Consider the following 16986-nt stretch of genomic DNA (forward strand, 5'->3'; position numbering starts at 1 on the left):
ATGCGAAGCGCGATGAACGCGCTGCGCCAGCGCTGGGCGCGGATCGCCATCACCCTCTTGCCCATCGCGCTCGTCGTGGCGCACGTGGTGGGTGCCTGGCGCCTTCCGCTGCTGGAGGGCCTGGACAATTTCATCCATGACGCGCGCCTGCGGGCCACGATGCCCCGCACCCTGGATCCGCGCGTCGTCATCATCGATATTGACGACGCCAGCCTCCAGCAACTCGGCCAATGGCCGTGGAGCCGTGACCACCTGGCGCGCCTCACGACGGAGGTCATGAACCGCCAGCAAGCCTTGGTGCTGGGCTTCGACATCCTCTTCGTCGAGCCCGATGAAAGTTCAGGCCTCGACGCCCTCAGGCGGCTGGCGGACGGACCGCTGCAGCACCAGATCGGCCTCGCCGAGGAAATCGAGCGCCTCGCCCCCCGCCTGGACCATGACGCGGCCTTCGCCGATGCGCTGTCCGGACAGCGCGTCGCGCTGGGCTTCTATTTCACCCAGACAGCCGAGCCCCGCGCGAAGGGCGTGTTGCCTTCGCCGCTCCTGCTCCCCGGCGCGTTCCCTGAAGGGCGCTCCTACGCGACACGCTGGAACGGCTTCGTCGGCAGCATCCCGCAACTGGAGCGGGCCGCGCCCGCGGCCGGATTCCTCAACGTGCTGCTTGACGCCGAGCGCGACGGCATCGTGCGATCGGTACCGCTGATCGCGCAATACACCGGCACCAACGCACAGCCCGGGTACTACGAGTCGCTGGGCCTGGTCGTCTATCGGCTGGCTGTCGGAGCGGACGCGATCGTCCCCGTGTTTGCGCCGGCGGGTGCGAACACCGGCCCGCCGCCCCTCGCGGCCCTGCTGCTGAAGGCCGGCACGAGGTCGCTGCGGATTCCAGTCGATGGGACCGCCAGCATGCTTGTGCCGTTCCGTGGTCCCGGGGGCGCGCGTGGAGGCTCGTTCCGGCACATCTCGGCGATCGACGTCATCCGTGGCGCGCTGCCGCCCGGCGAGTTGAAGGACAAGGTGGTGCTCGTCGGTTCCACGGCGCCGGGTTTGGAAGACCTGCGATCCGCACCCGTCGGTGCAGCCTATCCCGGCGTCGAAGTGCACGCCAACATCGTCTCCGGCCTGCTCGACGGCCGGATCCCGGCGGTACCCGACTACGCACTGGGATACGAGCTGGTCACGGTGCTCGCGGCCGGGCTGGTGCTGGCCTTCGGCCTGTCACTGGGCGCTGCGCCTCGCGCCGTGCTCATTGCCGTTGTCACGACCGTGGCGCTGATCGCCGTCAACACATGGCTCTTCGTCCAGGCGGGCCTCGTGCTGCCCCTGGCGTCAGCCCTTGCGGTGGTCGGGCTCACGTTCGTCCTGAACATGAGTTGGGGCTACCTCGTCGAGACCCGCGCCAGCCGGAACCTGGCCCACCTGTTCGGAACCTACGTGCCGCCGCAACTGGTGAACGAGATGCGGGCAGATCCCGCGCGCTACAGCATGCGTGCCGAGAGCAAGGAACTCACGGTCATGTTCTGCGACATGCGCGGCTTCACCAAGCTGGCGGAACAGATGGCGCCTGTCGACCTGCAGGATTTCCTCAACGCGGTCTTCAGCCGGCTCACGGAGGTCATCAGCGCGCACCGGGGAACCGTCGACAAGTACATGGGCGACTGCGTCATGGCGTTCTGGGGCGCGCCCGTCGACATGCCCAACCATGCGGAACTGGCCGTGCGCGCCGCCGTCGAGATGGCCACGGCCGTGCAGGCGCTGAACGAGGCGCACCGCCAGAGCGGCCGCCCCGAGATCAGCATCGGCATCGGCATCAATTCCGGCGTGATGAGCGTCGGCGACATGGGCTCGGCCGTCCGGCGCAGCTATACCGTCGTCGGCGACGCGGTCAATCTCGCCTCGCGCATCGAGGGCCTGGGGGCCCGCTACGGCGTCGAGATCGTGGCCGGCGAGGCCACGCAGCGGCAGGCCCCGACCTTCGTCTGGCAGGAACTCGATTGCGTGCGGGTGCAGGGCAAGATGGGCAAGGCGCGGATCTTCACCCCCGTGGCCCGCCGCGCCGATGCCAGCCGGCGCCAGTACGCGGACTTGGAGCAGTGGAATAGCGTCCTTTTTGCTTATCGGGCGCAAGATTGGGAGGAAGGTCAAGCTATGCTTGCGCCCCTCCTTGCGGTGGATGCCAAAAAAGTCCTTTACCAGTTGTATGCGCAGCGTTTAGCCTCGATGTCGTTGCAGCCCAAGGATTTGAACTGGGACGGGGCAACCCGGTTCGAAACGAAGTAAACAGCCCTCCAGGGCTGCCAGATGAAGGGTCTCGCGAAAATGCAGGTGCGTGTGTTGGGGTGCTCAGGCGCCATCGCCAAGGACTGCCGCACGACCTCCTTCCTGGTCGATAGCGACCTGCTGGTCGACGCCGGCACCGGCGTCGGCGACCTGACCCTCGACGAAATGGCCGCCATCGACGACGTGGTGCTCACCCATTCGCACCTCGACCACGTCGCCGCGCTCCCCCTCATGATCGACGCCGTGGCCAGCCGCCGCACGCGGCCCCTGCGCGTGCACGCGCTGCGCGCCACCATCGAGGCGCTGCGTGCCCACGTGTTCAACAACGTCATCTGGCCCGACTTCGCGAGCATTCCCACCCGGGAGGCGCCTTTCGTGTGCTTCCATGACCTCGTGATCGGGCAGCAACTGCAGATCGGGACCCGCAAGCTCAAGCACATCGAGGTACTGCCCGCCGTGCACACGGTGCCGGCCTGCGGCTTTGCGGTGCGCTGCGCCCAGGGCGGGCCGAACTGGGTGTTCAGCGGAGACACGGAGCGGAATGCGCCCTTCTGGGAGCGGGTGAACCAGCTCGACGTGGCGATGCTCGTCATCGAGACTGCGTTCAGCAACCGGGAGCAGGCGCTCGCGCAGCGCAGCCTGCACCTGTCGCCGGCGACGCTGGCCGGCGAACTGGCGCAGATTGCTGACGGAAAGAACTATCCCGTCTACATCACCCATACCAAGCCAGCGGAAACGGTCGAGATCATGAGCCAGATCGATGGGCTGACGGACGGCCTGGAAGCGCGCGGGCAGGACATCCGGTGGCTGCAGGCGGCCGAAGTGCTGGAGGTGTGACCACGATTGACTGTCGTCTGACAAAAGTGTCAGGGGGCGTCGACATACGGCAACAGTTTTCGTCACACGTTGTAACCTGAACGTGAACAAATCCGCAGCAAAGCGGGCTTGGGAGGGCGAAACAATGCTGGCACAGTTGCTGCGGTTACATGAGCGCACCGGGGGCCCACCTCGGGCTCTCTGTAACTAACCTGGAGTAACTGAAATGAACCGTCGTTCCATCGCACGCAATGTGCAAAAGGGTTTCACCCTTATCGAATTGATGATCGTTGTGGCGATCATTGGTATTCTGGCCGCCGTCGCGTTGCCCGCTTATCAGAACTACGTAGCCAAGTCGCAAGTCGCCTCGGGCCTCGCTGAAATCACCCCCGGCAAGACGGCTTTCGAGGATGCGCTGACGAACGGAAAGGTTATCGCAACTGCCGCTGATGTTGGTCTCCAAGGATCGACCAGCCGCTGCACCGTGACCGCTGCCTCGGCCGCTACGCCTGACGGCTCGGGCTCCATCTCCTGCGCCTTTGTCGCCAGCAGCACGCCGCGCCTCGTCGGCAAGAAGATCACCTGGACCCGCGGCACTGATACCGTCGCGGGCTCTGCCGGCGGTCTCGGTGGTGCATGGACCTGCACTTCCGACGTCGCAGACACGACGCTCCTGCCGAAGACCTGCGGTGGTACTTGATAGTTTGATGACAATGCGAAAGCCGCCTTCGGGCGGCTTTTTTGTCGAAAAATCGGCGCGCTGATTGCAATTTCAATGCAACCCATGTTCTGAAATATGAATGCACGACTCGCACGACAGAGGTAATGGGCCTCATGGTTTCTGAATAGGCCTAGGGCCGCCGCCTCTTGCGATAATCTAGCACTTCATTTCAAGCTATATATGTCAAAGAGCATCACGACGCAAAGTATCGTTCGCGCCTACAAAATGTACGCGCCTGTCTACGACAGAATTTTTGGCGCCATCCTTGAGCCGGGGCGTAAAGCATTGGCGCGCAAGGTGGATGAAATAAAACCAAATTCGATGCTCGAAATTGGAGTCGGTACTGGGTTGACTCTGCCAAGATATCCTGAATCTACCAAGGTAACTGGCATCGATTTATCCAGCGAAATGCTGGCTATCGCAACTGCACAGGCAAATCAGCTCGCCGGAAGAAAGATCGAGTTGGAAAAAATGGATGCAGAGGCGCTGACCTATCCAGATAGCCATTTTGACTGCGTCGCCATTCCATACGTCCTGTCCGTCACGCCAAATCCTGACGACTTGGTTGCAGAGGCTCGGCGCGTCTGCAAGCCGGGTGGTGCAATCATCATAGTTAATCATTTTAGCGGTGCTGGTGTTTGGCGACTATTTGAGAAGATCGTCGCGTACTTCGGCGACAAGATCGGCTTTAATTCAATATTCTGCTTCTCCAGACATATTGCGAATCATGATTGGAAGATTGTTTCGGTAGAGAGCGTCAATTTATTGGGGCTTTCGAAGATCGTTGTGATCGAAAATAGCCCTAAATAGTGTCTATGCGACTAAAGGCGTTTATTGTCGAATCGTGCTTGTTGGCTCTCGTTGTTGGAGTCTTTGTTGTCTGGCTAGCAGTCCGTCATTCATTGTCTGCCGTCGCTGCTTTGCGTCACATCGAAGTAGTGCTCACTTTGGGGCTCGCGCTACAAGCCGCGAGGTATTTCGTTGTGACGTTGTTGGACGGTCGCCGCCTTCCGAAAATTCTTGGCGTAGGAGGCTACGCGCTTTTCTTAACTGCGCTGGTTCTCTACTACATTTTGGTAGCAATCGGGTTGACCTCGTGGGGGCGGGTGATCTCCGCCGATTTGATTTCGACGTACCTCCTAGACGCGATTGCCCTTTCGGATGTATTGGGGGTGCCTTTCGCTATTCTTCCTGCCGCAGTGGGGGGCCTGCTTGCAATCACATTTGGTCTGGCATGGGTCTGTGCTGATAACCGAGCGCCCAAGTACGTCTTTCCTTCGACGGTCGCAAAGAAAAAATGCCTCGCATTAAGTCTGGCTGCTTTTGGGTTTTTTTCGATTCAGATATTTGATTGGTGGCAATTCGACATCCATGCATGGGCGAAACTTGGAGAGCCAATCGGCTTGTCGATCCATCCAGGCTCGAAGGAAGTGAGGATCCAAAGCAACGCGATTGATCTCCAGCGCGCCAATGCGATCGATGTCGACGAAGACGCCGCGCGCGCAAGCTATCCCGCGCGCGCCGCTGAAAATCGTCGTAACGTTGTGCTAATCATCTCGGATGCTTTGCGTGCAGACCATATCAAGGCCTACGGGTATCCCAGGGAGACTACCCCGCATCTATCAGCTTATGCTGCACAGGGAAAATTGGCGGTTTTTCCTGCAGTGCACACGTCGTGCGCAGAATCAACCTGCGGACTTTTCAGCTTGGCAAGCTCGAAGTACACGCACGAATTTTCGGCCCGCCCGTTTACCCTGCAACAGGCTTTAAAGAAAAACGGCTACGAAATCCACATGGTTCTAGGCGGAGACCATACTGCGTTCTACGGCCTCAGAGAGATGTACGGGCCTGTCGATAGTTATTTCGACGGCAGCATGGTCAAGAAAACCTACAGGAATGACGATCAATTGGTGCTTGACCGCCTAGAAGGTCTCGATACATCGAGTCGCGGCCCGAAAATGCTTCAAATTCATTTGATGTCGTCTCATGCTTTGGGATCCCGATCGAAAGACATAGAATCGTTTGAGCCAAACTCGAATTACGCAATAAATTTTAGCACCACGGCGACCCAGGCGAGAGCGCCCGAGCAAAAATTCACTAATTTCTATGACAATGGGGTGTTGAGTGCGGATCGGACTATCGCTCGAATACTTGAAATCCTGTCGCAAAAGAAATATCTTGAGAATGCCTTGGTGGTCATAACCGCCGATCACGGCGATGGGCTGGGCGAGCACGGTTTTTTCTCTCATGCAAATAGTGTGTTTGAGGAGGTTATCAAAGTTCCGCTGCTCGTATTGTCCTACGGTGCTCCGCTTCCGCCCCTACACCAAGGAGTCCACTCTCCAGCGCAGATTGATATCGCGCCCACTATTCTGGACAACTTGAATATTGAGGCGCCGAAAACGTGGAGAGGAAAGTCGCTCTTGAGCCATCCAACGCGAGGGCTTATTCATATTCAACAAAATGAATATGTAGGATTTATAGATAGAGACAATCATGCGCTGGGAAAATACTGGATCAATTCCTCCACCAAGGAGGAATATTATTACGAGCTTGCCAACGACCCGTTGGAGACAAAAAATCTGATCCATAAAGTAGATGCAAATCAGAGGGCGAAGTGGAAGTTCGATGCTCTTGGTCTTGCTCAAACGGTGCCGAACTGAAGTCGACCAGTAGGACGTTCTTTTCCCCTCCCAATGTTTTCGAGGCACGCAGCTGTTCCATCTGGACGCTGCACCCGATACATCGGCGAAAGCGTATGGCTGCGGCGAAGTCCCGCGGCTGCTAGATCTCAGCCGGGCTATTCGCCCGTCGCTCCTGCCCCTCCTGTCGCTAGGCGGCGATCGGCGGTGGTCGCTCGTGCTTCCGGTATGCGCGTGACGGTCTGAGGAGTTCTCTGCTGGTCCAGCCAAGCGGCGCAGGAGAGCGGACAAACGGTGCCGAACGGAGCGAAATGGCTTGTTACCATCCGCGCCACCCGTAGACACTTATTTACAAATGTTTCAGCACTCGTACCCCAAGCACGGCTGCGCCGCCTTCCAAGCCCTGACGGGCGATGGGCTCAATGCGGCGCGTCGGCGACATCGCCTGAGTGGCTTCACGCTCATCGAGGTGATGATCGTCGTCGTCATCATCGGCATCCTTGCGGCCGTTGCTCTCCCGGCGTACAGCGACTATGTCAAGCGTGGTCGCCTCACCGACGCAGTCGGCAAGCTGTCCGACATGCAGGCGAAGCTGGAGCAACTCTTCCAGGATCGGCGCTCTTACGCCGACGCGTGCGCTGCCGGTACCGTTGCCCCCCAGCCGGCCGACACTGACTACTTCGAGTTCCGCTGCCCTACCGCGACCGCCACGACGTACAAGGTCACCGCGACTGGCAAGGGCCAGATGGCCAACTTCGTCTATTCGGTCACCCAGGACGGAACCAAGGCCTCCTCGGTTCCCACTGGCTGGGGCAGTGGCTCCACCACCTGCTGGGTCCTCAGCAAGGGCGGCTCGTGCTGACCTCGAACGCCCAGCGCGGTTTCTCGCTGATCGAACTGGCGATCACCATCGTCGTCCTGGCGGTGCTGGTCTCGCTGGCCGCGCCTTCGATGTTCCAGTTCAACGCCAACTCCAAGATCCTCGGCGTCGCCGAACTGTTCGTGGCATCGGCGCAGAAGGCCCGGACGGAGGCCATCCGGCGCAACGAACCGGTCGAGCTCATCTTGACCAATCAAACGGCCAGCGCATCCAGCGTCGACACCACCGGCCTCACGAACAGCGGACCCAATTGGCTGATTCGCACCGCGCCGTTGGCTACGGGCGCGGGCCACGCCTTCATCGACGGCAAGGCTGCGGCTGAAGGCGGCGGGAACAACCCGGTCGTGATCGCCGCCAATGCGAGCTCGGTGCAGTTCAACGCCCTGGGCGTACTGACAGGCGGCAATGCGGTGACCGTCGACTTCTCCCACACGGGCAGCGCATGTGAGCCCACCGGCAGCACCCGCTGCCTGCGAGTTGTCGTGAGTTCGGGCGGGCAAGCCCGGCTTTGCGATCCCGCCGTCACTGCCGCCGCCGACAACCGCAAGTGCTGACCATGCAGAGACCTACGCATCCCAGCCGCCAGGGCGGCATGTTCCTGATCGAAGCCCTGGTCGCGATCCTGCTGTTCGCTGTCGGCATCCTGGGCATGGTCGGCCTCAGCGCCTACGCCACCGCGGCGCAGTCCGACGCGGAGTACCGGACGCTGGCGGCCAGCCTCGCTGGGAAGATCGCCCAGGAGGCCTGGCTGAGTGTCGACCGGGTGACGGGCACCGACGTCGCCTCGCGCGCGAACTCGCTGCGCACGACGCTGGAGACTTTCAAGCACAACATCAGCGGTACGAACTGCAACTTCTCCGGCGGCGCTTCGGCCAATCCGGTCGTGACGACGTGGGCGACCCAGGCGACGACGACCAGCTCCTCGTGGTACTTGCCTGGCGCGACCTCGTCGATGCAGCAGATCCTGGTCGACGCCGATCCGGTGACGGGCTTCAACCGGCTCACGGTCACTGTCTGCTGGTCCGCGCCCTCCAACCCGGCCAAGCGCCAGCACGTCCTCGTGACGTACGTGAACTGACGTCATGAGTACCCTTCGCATTCCTCTCCGGCGCAGGCGGCAGCTGGGCATCTCGTTGATGGAGATGATGGTGGGCATCACCATCGGCCTCGTGTGCGTGCTGATCATCGTGCAGCTGCTGTCCGTGTGGGAGGGCCGCAAGCGCACCACCTCGTCCGGCAACGACGCGCAGACCATCGGCACCATCGGTTCCTTTTCCCTCGACCGGGACCTTCGGCTGGCCGGCTACGGGTTCGGCACGGCCCCATTCAGCATGATGGGTTGCTCGGTCGTCGCCTCCAACTCGTCGCTGACTGCGCCCAGCGTCAACTTTCCGCTGACCCCGGTGGACATCACCAAGGGCGCCACGGAAGACAAGCCGGACACCGTGCGTGTGCTGTATGGCAACTCGCCGTACTTCGTGGGCGCGCAACTCTTGAACAAGTCCACTGCCGAAAGCAAGACGCTGGAGAAGTCGCGCGACGGCTTTCTGGTGGGCGACAAGGTGGTCGTGGCGAGCGACAAGTCGGCCGACTGCCAATTGGTCGAGATCACGGGCCTGGCACTTTCCGATGCAGTCACCGTCGAGCACGAATCAGGCAAGACCTATACGACGGTGACCGGCATTTCCAGGACGGCGTCGATGAATCCGGCCGGGGGCACGGGCACCACGTTCAGCACCGGCTCCATGTTCAACCTCGGGCAGGGACCGGCCCAGCAGATATGGACGGTCGATACGGGCAGGCAAATGCTCACGCGATACAACCGGCTGGGGGAGGATCCCTCCAAGGCCGTCGACGTCGCCTCCGACGTGGTGACCCTCAAGGCCCAGTACGGCGTCGACAACAACGGCAACGGCATCGTCGAATCGACCGAGTGGGCCGATACCGTCGCTTTCGCCGACCGGGTCAAGGTCCGCGCAGTCCGGTTCGCGTTGCTCGTCCGCAGCCGTCAATTCGAGCGTCCCAACGGCACGACCCCGGTGACTGCCGCCGCCCCGACATGGGCCGACGGGGGCAAGGCCTTCGTGCTGAACAACGTGGACGGCACGACCGATTCCGGTAGCGGCGCCAGCGCCATCACTGGCGCGACCGCTTCCAACAACTGGCGCAACTACCGCTACCGCGTGTACGAGAACGTCGTGCCGCTTCGCAACATGATCTGGGGGACGGCGCCATGAAGCCGAGCATTCGACAGCGCGCGTCTGCGCGACCTGCCTCGCAGCGCGGCGTCGTGCTGATCGTGGCCTTGGTGGTGCTGGTGGTGATGACGCTCGCCGGGCTGCTGATGTTCCGCTCCAGCCGGACCGGGGTCGAGGTGGCGGGCAACATCGGCTTCAAGCAGAACGCCACATCGCTCGGCGACCTGGGCGTCGAGACCGGACGGGCGTTCCTGATGGGCTTTGTGTCCGACGGCAATCCGCTGCTCGACGACATTCCGGCGAGCGGCTACTACGCCAGTTGGAACGAGGGCTTCAATCCCTTGAGCTACGACTGGGACGAGGCCTCCAAGGAAGCAATTGCGGACGACGGCACCGGCAACCGGGTTCGCTATGTCATTCACCGCCTCTGCAAGGTCGTCGGCGCCACGACGGCGCCCGGGCAGCAATGCGCCATCCCCTCGACGGGCTCCGGCGCGGCCGCGGACAAGGGCGGCAGCAATCCGGGCCTGGGCGCCGGAACGACCGGCCAGCCCTACTACCGCATCACGTCACGTGTCGACGGGCCACGCAGCACCGTGAGCTACGTACAAGTCATCATGTTTTGAGGGGGAAGAACGTGTTCAATTTCAACCGACCCGTTTTTGCGGCCGTGGCGCTGCTGCTGGGCCTTGGAGGCATCGTTCTTCAGCAGGCCGCCGCAGGCCCCATCGACATCAGCAACACGCCGGTGGCCTCCACGGGCATTGCAGCCCCCAAGCCCAACGTGATGCTGCTGATGGACACCTCCAAGTCCATGGCCTTCACGCACATGCCCGATGAACTGGAGGACACCCAGAACTACCAGCAGTCCATCGGCTATCGCAGTGCGCAGTGCAATCCGCTCTACTACGACCCCACCAGGACGTACACCATCCCGAAGAACGCGGCACAGTTGCCGCTGCCGACGCCCAGTTTCCAGGCGGCGCGCTACAGCTACTACTCTTCGTCCGACACCAGCCTGGTCGATCTCTCGACGAGTTTCCGTGCCTACGACCGGAACACGCTGGCCGTCGCGATCGCGAACACGCGGGAAGATACCGCGCAGCCCGCCTACTACTACGTCTACACCGGCGCCGGAACGCTGAGCTACGCCAGTGCGCCTTGCACCGACAAGGAGTCCGTCGTTTTTGCCGGTGCCGACTTCACGCAGACCGTCAGCCGGAACACGACCTACACCAACGCATCGGGGACTTCTGTCACGGGAACCTGGAAGCGCGTTCGGGTGGGCTCGACTTCCAGCCCGAGCGGCGCCGATGAGACTGCCAACTTCGCGATCTGGTACACGTACTACCGCACCCGCATGGCGATGGTGAAGAGCAGCGTCAGCACTGCGTTCGCACCCATCACCGACAAGTTCCGGATCGGCTTCGTCAGCATGAATCCGCTCAACGACTCGACCGTCGCGAACAGCGGTGTCGCGACGGGCAAATACCTTGCGATCGACGATTTCACCGACGGCCAGAAGACGGCGTGGTACAGCAAGATCTATTCGCAGGAACCCAATGGTTCCTCTCCGGCGCGTGAGGGCCTCGCGCGTGTGGGGCGCCACTATGCGGGCAGGTCCGACGGCATCAATACGAGCATGAGCCCGGACCCCGTGCAGTACAGCTGCCAGCAGAACTTCACGATCATGACCACGGACGGGTACTGGAACACGGCCCAGGAGACGGTCGGACCGGTCATGCTGGACGGCACCACCAAGGTGGGCAACCAGGATGGCTCACTCACGCCGAAACTGTCCCTGGACAATACCGATCCGACCCTGTATTCGCACCGCCCCATCTGGGACGGCACGACATCGGGCAAGCGGACCGACACGAACCGCTTCGAGCAGAAGCGCTATGCGCCTTGCGAAAGCGGCGAGTTCTACAAGACGACCTCGATCATCCGCATGTCGACCTCGCAGACCCTGCAGCGGACGCAGGCGCTGACGATGAGCACCAGCCAGATCTCGATGTCGACGCGGCAGACGACCAGCTCGACCAGCCAGGAACAGAAGACGACCGCATCGGCCACGCGGCAGACCCTGCAAGCCCTGGCCAGCACGCAGCAAACCACCCGGTCGACGCGCCAGGAATTCAAACGCACGGTCTTCTACGTGCAGGGAACCAGCACCGTCACCCGAAGCACGAGGCAGGTCCTTCAGACGACCGCCTACACCGAGAAGCGGCAGACGACGCGACAGGCGCAGACGACGCAGATCACCCGGACGGTGAGCCGCCAGCTGCAAAGCACGAGCCAGCTCCAGAGAACCACGCTTCAGTACAAGGTCAGCACGAGCCAGAACCTGAAGACCGACACGACTTACTACCGTTCGACGACCACGACTTCGCAGGCGACGTCCCAGATTCGGCAGACCACGACGCGCCAGTTCCAGAGGACGAGCCAGCTCGTACGCTACGACGGCGCCACGGAGCAGGCCACGCCCGCCGCAAGTTGCACGCAGAGCGGCAACATCAGTTGCCTCACGCTCGTCACCGGCCCGACCGCCGTGGCGAGCTGCACGCCCCAATCCGCAAGCGCCGGCAACAACTACCTGGCGGTGACCTGTGACACGCCGACCGTGGTCGGTCCGACCCCCGTGCAGTCGTGCACGCCCGCTTCGGCCTCGTCTTCCAACAACTTCACGTCGACCACCTGCGCCACGCAGACCACAGGCCCGACGGTGGTCGTTGCCTCCAGCTGCAGCGCGGCCAGCGCCAGTTCCAGCAACAACTGGACCCAAACGACGTGCACGCCCACAACGACGGCCGAGACCCAGGTTGCCTCCTGCTCGGCGGGCACGAGCGGCACCACGACGACCAACTGCCGCGCAGTGGTTCTGAGCTCGGACGTCCCCGTCCAGACCTGCAGTGCGGGCACGAGCGGCACGACCGCAACGACCTGCCGCACGGCGACCACCGGCCCGACGGCCATTGCCTCGTGCGCGAATGTCACGGCTTCCTCGGGAAACAGCTGGACCACGACCACCTGCACCTCGACCTCCAACGGACCCACGGGCGTGCAGACCTGCACGGCCGCTTCCCCCACTTCCGCAAACAGCTTCACGCAGACGACCTGCAACACCGCCACCACGGGGCCGACCCAGGTGGCCTCGTGCGCGGCATCTGCGGCAGCCAGCGGCAATAGCTGGAAGGCGACGACCTGCGCGGCGGATTCGTCCGTCGCCTCGACAGGTTTCGTCCAGAGTTGCACATCCCAGACTCCAGCGACAGGCAACAGCTTCGTCAAGATCGACTGCACGTCGAACGTTTCGTCCTGGACGAACAATGCTTCGTGCACGACCACCGCGGCAAGCTCCACCAACAACTACGTCTCGACGGCCTGCCGGGATTTTGAGACCCTTGCAGCCACGCCCGTCCAGCCAACGGCCTGCACGGCCGGCACCTCCAATGGCGTCACGACCACCTGCACTCCGGTGACGCTGACGGACGTTCCTGTCGCTTCCTGCACCGCAAGTACCACTAGCACGGGCACGGTGACTTGCCGGACGGTTGCGACCGGGCCCACGGCTGTTGCGTCCTGCACGCCAGCGTCGGCGACTGCCGCGAACAGCTGGGTCGAGACGACCTGCAATACGACGAACACGACCATCGGCAACGTGCAGAACTGCACGCCGGTTGCAGCGGGCCCGGGCAACGGAAACGTGGCGACGACCTGCAACACGAGCGACATCACGCTCGCCGTGCAGCCTGGCACCTGCGTCGCGCAGACAGGCTCCGCGGCCAACAACTGGGTGACCGTCACGTGTCCGGCCGCGCAGACGACGGGACCGACCCCCGTGCCGCTCAACAGCTGCACGACGACGGCGCCTACGGCGGGCAATAGCTGGGTCGCGACCACCTGCACGACGACGGGTCCGACGACTCCCGCACCGGTTGCCAGTTGCACGTCGGGCACCAATCCCACCACCTACGTCGTGACGGCCTGCACAAACGCCAACAGCGCAGTCCAGAGCGTCGCCCCCGGCTCCTGCACGAATGTTGCAGCATCGGCCGGCAACCAGTGGACGCAAACGGTTTGCACGGGCACGAGCAACACGGTGAACGTGGCCGCCGGCACCTGCACGCCCAGCGCGCCCGGCGTCCTGCCCGTGGTCACCTGCAACACCGTGACCACCGGACCGACCTTCGTTGCCGACGGCTCGTGCTCGGCCGGCACCGACAACAACTTCCTGACGACCACCTGCAACACGACCCGGACGGGCCCGACGCTTGTGGGCGCCTGCACGCCGAGCACCGACGCGAACTTCAAGGTGACGCGTTGCTCCACTGCGACGACCGGCCCCACGCAACTGGCGCTCGGCACGACTTGCAGGAGCGAAGCCGCCAGCGCTTCCAACAACTGGATGACGACCGTCTGCAGCCCGTCCGATGACACCGTCGGGGTGGCGGCCGGTACCTGCACGCCGAGTGCACCCGGCGTCCTGCCGGTAATCACTTGCAGCGTGAGCACGACCGGCCCGACACCGGCTGCGGCGTGCACGCAAGGCACCAGCGGCAACTTCCTCGAAACGAGTTGCGCGATCACCACCACGCCGCCGGAGCGCACCACGAACTGCACCCCGGTGGCCCCGTCGGCCGCCAATGGATTCCAGTCCACGGCTTGCGAGGCGATTCCTGGCACCAAGGTGCAGATCAAGACGCAGACCACGACGACCACCTCGACGGTGAGCGGGCCGAATGTCGTCCCGGGTACCGAAGTTGCCGGACCTGTGGTCGAAACCCCGTGGACGGACGTCGCCGGCGGCATCTGCTATGCGAACGGCGCGACCTTGCCGACGATCGACGCGTCGACAGACTGGAAGCAATCGACGACCGACATGCCTTCGGGATGCAGCAAGTGGCCTTGCACGGGAGAGGTCAACACCAGCTCTGCCATCGCGGGAAGCCTGAATTCGCTGGCCGACGTTGCGCAGTACTACTACGTCACCGACCTGCGGCCAGACGCGGCGGGAACCCCCAACAAGTCGAGGAACGACGTGCCCAAGCTCGGCTCCGGCATCGAGGACGACCGCGCTCCGTGGCAGCACATGACGACCTTCGTTCTGGGCCTGGGTGTGTCGGGCACGCTCAAGTTCCAGTCGGACTACAAGAGCGCCTTGAGCGGCGACTTCAGCAAGATCCGCAGCTACGAGAACACGCCTGCGCTGAACTGGCCCATCTGGCCCACCAGCGAACCGATGCCGTCTTCGCTCGCCTACAACGATGGCCGGTCCATCGACGACTTCTGGCACACGGCAGTCAACGGGCGTGGCAAGTTCTTCGCCGCGAACGATCCGGAAGCCGTCGTGAGCGGGTTGAAGGAAGCGCTGGCCGGCATCGCCGCGCAGGCCGGTGCGGGCGCAGGTGCATCGACCTCGACCCTCAACCCCGTGGCTGGCGACAACACCGCCTTCACGGGCAGCTACACCAGCTCCGAGTGGACAGGCGACCTGAAGGCCGAAGACATCAACCTGACGACCGGCAACCTGTCGGGCACGGTGAAGTGGACGGCTCGAAGTCTCCTTGACCTGACGGTGGGCCAGTCTTGCGACAACCGCAAGATCTACGTGCGCGATCCTGCGGGTGCCTCGCTGGTCGACTTCACCTGGAACACCAGCGCGTGCAATACCGCCGGCAATCCCGCGGGAAGCACCAGCTCGAATCTGCCGAGCGCGCTCCGGAGCTACTTCACCGACGCGAGCGTGATCGGCAACGCCTCGACCGGCCTCAGCCAGTATTCCCTGATGAGCAGTAGCCAGCGCACGGCCGCCGTCGGACAAAACCTGGTCAACTTCATTCGCGGCCAGACGCTGTACCAAGGATTCGTGGCCAACGATGACGCCAAGCTCTACCGTACGCGGACGCACGCACTGGGCGACATCGTGAGCTCGCAGCCGACCTACGTGAAGGCGCCAAGCCTGAGCTACCAGGACACCGGCTACGCCGAGTTCAAGGCTGCCAATGTCGACCGCACGCCGATGATCTATGTCGGAGCCAACGACGGCATGCTCCATGCCTTCTATGCGCCGAACAAGTCGACGGACGCGAACTACGCCAAGGCGGGCCAGGAGGCATGGGCCTACATCCCGACGGCCGTGATCCCGAATCTGTACAAGCTCGCTGACGCCAACTACGCGGAGAAGCACACGTTCTTCGTCGATGGGACGGCGACCTCGGGTGATGTCTACGACGCGGGCGCGTCGAAGTGGCGGTCGATCATCGTCGGTGGGCTGGGCGCAGGCGGCAAGGGCTACTACGCCCTCGACGTGACGAACCCCACGTCGCCGAAGTCCCTGTGGGAGTTCAACTTCGCGGCCGGATGCTCGACCAATCCCGTCGGCGCCACCTCCGACTGCAATGTCGGTCTGTCCTTCGGCCGGCCGGTCATCACCAAGCTGAAGAACGGCAAATGGGTGGTGATGGTCACCTCGGGCTACAACAACATCTCGGGTTCCGGCGCCGATGGCAAGGGCTACCTGTATGTGCTGGACGCCTCGTCCGGCGCGGTGATCTCGCGCATCAGCACCAATGCGGGCGACGTGAGCACGCCAAGCGGCCTGAGAGAACTGAACTTCTTCGTGGACAACATCGCCTACGACAACACCGCGCTGCGCGTCTACGGGACCGACATCCTCGGCAATGTCTGGCGCTTCGACATCAACGACATCATTGCGCCCGCCGGCATGGAGGCCACGCTGATCGGAACGGCCAGGGATGCGAGCAATCGCGCTCAGCCTATCACCACGCGTCCCGCACTGGCGGAGGTCAGAGGCAACACCATCGTGCTCGTCGCGACGGGCCGGCTGCTCGCCACGAGCGATCTGTCGGACACCAGCGTCCAGACCGTCTATGCGATCAAGGATCCCATGTCGGCCACTTCGCCTTCGTACACCGACCTCCGTGCCTCCCTGTCCAGGATGCAGATGACCCAGACGGGCTCGGGCGCGACGGCGACGCGTACCACCGGCTGCTACGGCGCGACGGCCACCGATTGCGCGAGCGACAACGGCTGGTACATCGACCTTCCGGACGGCGGCGAGCGTGTCAACATCGACCCGCAGATCGTGCGCGGCACGCTCGTGTTCGCGAGCAACGTCCCGAGCGACACCATGTGTCTTGCGGGCGGCTACAGCTGGCTGAACTACTTGAGCCTGGTCAGCGGGAAACCCGTCGCGACCAGCCCGAATGGCGTTGCATCAGTGCCCTTCTTCTCGGATTCCCTGGTGGTCGGCATGGGCCTGATCGGAATCGGCGACAAGATCAAGGCGCTGGGGCGCAGCCAGTCGGGCGAGATCGAATCGAAGGAAGTTCCTCCGGACGCCCCGCCGCCGATCGGCAAGCGCATCAGCTGGCGCGAAATCACTCAATAGGCGGCGATAGGCGGCAAAGGCAAGGCAACTTGCCT

The 16986-nt window shown here is 63.0% G+C and carries 11 protein-coding genes; all 11 read left to right on the forward strand.

Translation table 11 applies throughout. The features are described 5' to 3' along the window. Positions 1-12 precede the first annotated feature (12 nt). The 11 genes from QTH97_RS13810 to QTH97_RS13860 all read left to right on the forward strand — a co-directional run bounded on the left by QTH97_RS13810 (position 13) and on the right by QTH97_RS13860 (position 16951). Positions 13-2280, forward strand: a complete 2268-nt coding sequence (locus QTH97_RS13810; RefSeq protein WP_286569096.1) for a CHASE2 domain-containing protein — start codon at positions 13-15, stop codon at positions 2278-2280. Between the two features lie 39 nt (positions 2281-2319). After that, positions 2320-3117, forward strand: a complete 798-nt coding sequence (locus QTH97_RS13815; protein ID WP_286569097.1) for an MBL fold metallo-hydrolase — start codon at positions 2320-2322, stop codon at positions 3115-3117. 205 nt (positions 3118-3322) lie between these two features. Continuing rightward, complete coding sequence (locus QTH97_RS13820; protein ID WP_286568771.1) at positions 3323-3796, forward strand: pilin; 474 nt, start codon at positions 3323-3325, stop codon at positions 3794-3796. A 201-nt stretch (positions 3797-3997) separates the two neighbouring features. After that, positions 3998-4627 carry a class I SAM-dependent methyltransferase gene (locus QTH97_RS13825; protein WP_286568772.1) on the forward strand — a complete coding sequence of 210 codons (630 nt, stop codon included), beginning with the start codon at positions 3998-4000 and terminating at the stop codon, positions 4625-4627. Positions 4628-4665: 38 nt separating this feature from the next. After that, on the forward strand, positions 4666-6480 hold the full coding sequence (locus QTH97_RS13830) for a sulfatase-like hydrolase/transferase (protein ID WP_286568773.1): 1815 nt from the start codon (positions 4666-4668) through the stop codon (positions 6478-6480). Positions 6481-6814: 334 nt separating this feature from the next. Then, positions 6815-7321 carry a type IV pilin protein gene (locus tag QTH97_RS13835; RefSeq protein ID WP_286568774.1) on the forward strand — a complete coding sequence of 169 codons (507 nt, stop codon included), beginning with the start codon at positions 6815-6817 and terminating at the stop codon, positions 7319-7321. Next, entirely contained in the window at positions 7315-7893 is a 579-nt protein-coding gene (locus QTH97_RS13840) for a GspH/FimT family pseudopilin (protein ID WP_286568775.1), read from the forward strand. The genes QTH97_RS13835 and QTH97_RS13840 overlap by 7 nt, the downstream gene beginning before the upstream one ends. Before the next feature lie 2 nt (positions 7894-7895). Continuing rightward, a complete protein-coding gene (gene pilV, locus QTH97_RS13845; RefSeq protein WP_286568776.1) occupies positions 7896-8417 on the forward strand; it encodes a type IV pilus modification protein PilV in 522 nt (173 codons plus the stop codon). A 4-nt stretch (positions 8418-8421) separates the two neighbouring features. Further along, positions 8422-9576, forward strand: coding sequence for a PilW family protein (locus QTH97_RS13850; RefSeq protein WP_286568777.1), 1155 nt, complete (start codon positions 8422-8424; stop codon positions 9574-9576). Further along, positions 9573-10163: a pilus assembly PilX family protein gene (locus QTH97_RS13855; protein ID WP_286568778.1), complete on the forward strand. Its 591-nt coding sequence runs from the start codon at positions 9573-9575 to the stop codon at positions 10161-10163. The genes QTH97_RS13850 and QTH97_RS13855 overlap by 4 nt, the downstream gene beginning before the upstream one ends. Before the next feature lie 11 nt (positions 10164-10174). Further along, positions 10175-16951: a PilC/PilY family type IV pilus protein gene (locus QTH97_RS13860; RefSeq protein ID WP_286568779.1), complete on the forward strand. Its 6777-nt coding sequence runs from the start codon at positions 10175-10177 to the stop codon at positions 16949-16951. Positions 16952-16986: the final 35 nt, after the last annotated feature.

The organism is Variovorax gracilis (assembly GCF_030317115.1).
In the GTDB taxonomy this organism is placed as follows: domain Bacteria; phylum Pseudomonadota; class Gammaproteobacteria; order Burkholderiales; family Burkholderiaceae_C; genus Variovorax; species Variovorax gracilis.

Excerpts from the sequence above, each read along its gene's own strand:
- QTH97_RS13810 (WP_286569096.1), top strand. The coding sequence starts at position 13 with ATGAACGCGCTGCGCCAGCGCTGGGCGCGGATCGCCATCACCCTCTTG.
- QTH97_RS13815 (WP_286569097.1), top strand. The coding sequence starts at position 2,320 with ATGCAGGTGCGTGTGTTGGGGTGCTCAGGCGCCATCGCCAAGGACTGC.
- QTH97_RS13820 (WP_286568771.1), top strand. The coding sequence starts at position 3,323 with ATGAACCGTCGTTCCATCGCACGCAATGTGCAAAAGGGTTTCACCCTT.
- QTH97_RS13825 (WP_286568772.1), top strand. The coding sequence starts at position 3,998 with ATGTCAAAGAGCATCACGACGCAAAGTATCGTTCGCGCCTACAAAATG.
- QTH97_RS13835 (WP_286568774.1), top strand. The coding sequence starts at position 6,815 with ATGTTTCAGCACTCGTACCCCAAGCACGGCTGCGCCGCCTTCCAAGCC.
- pilV (WP_286568776.1), top strand. The coding sequence starts at position 7,896 with ATGCAGAGACCTACGCATCCCAGCCGCCAGGGCGGCATGTTCCTGATC.
- QTH97_RS13850 (WP_286568777.1), top strand. The coding sequence starts at position 8,422 with ATGAGTACCCTTCGCATTCCTCTCCGGCGCAGGCGGCAGCTGGGCATC.
- QTH97_RS13855 (WP_286568778.1), top strand. The coding sequence starts at position 9,573 with ATGAAGCCGAGCATTCGACAGCGCGCGTCTGCGCGACCTGCCTCGCAG.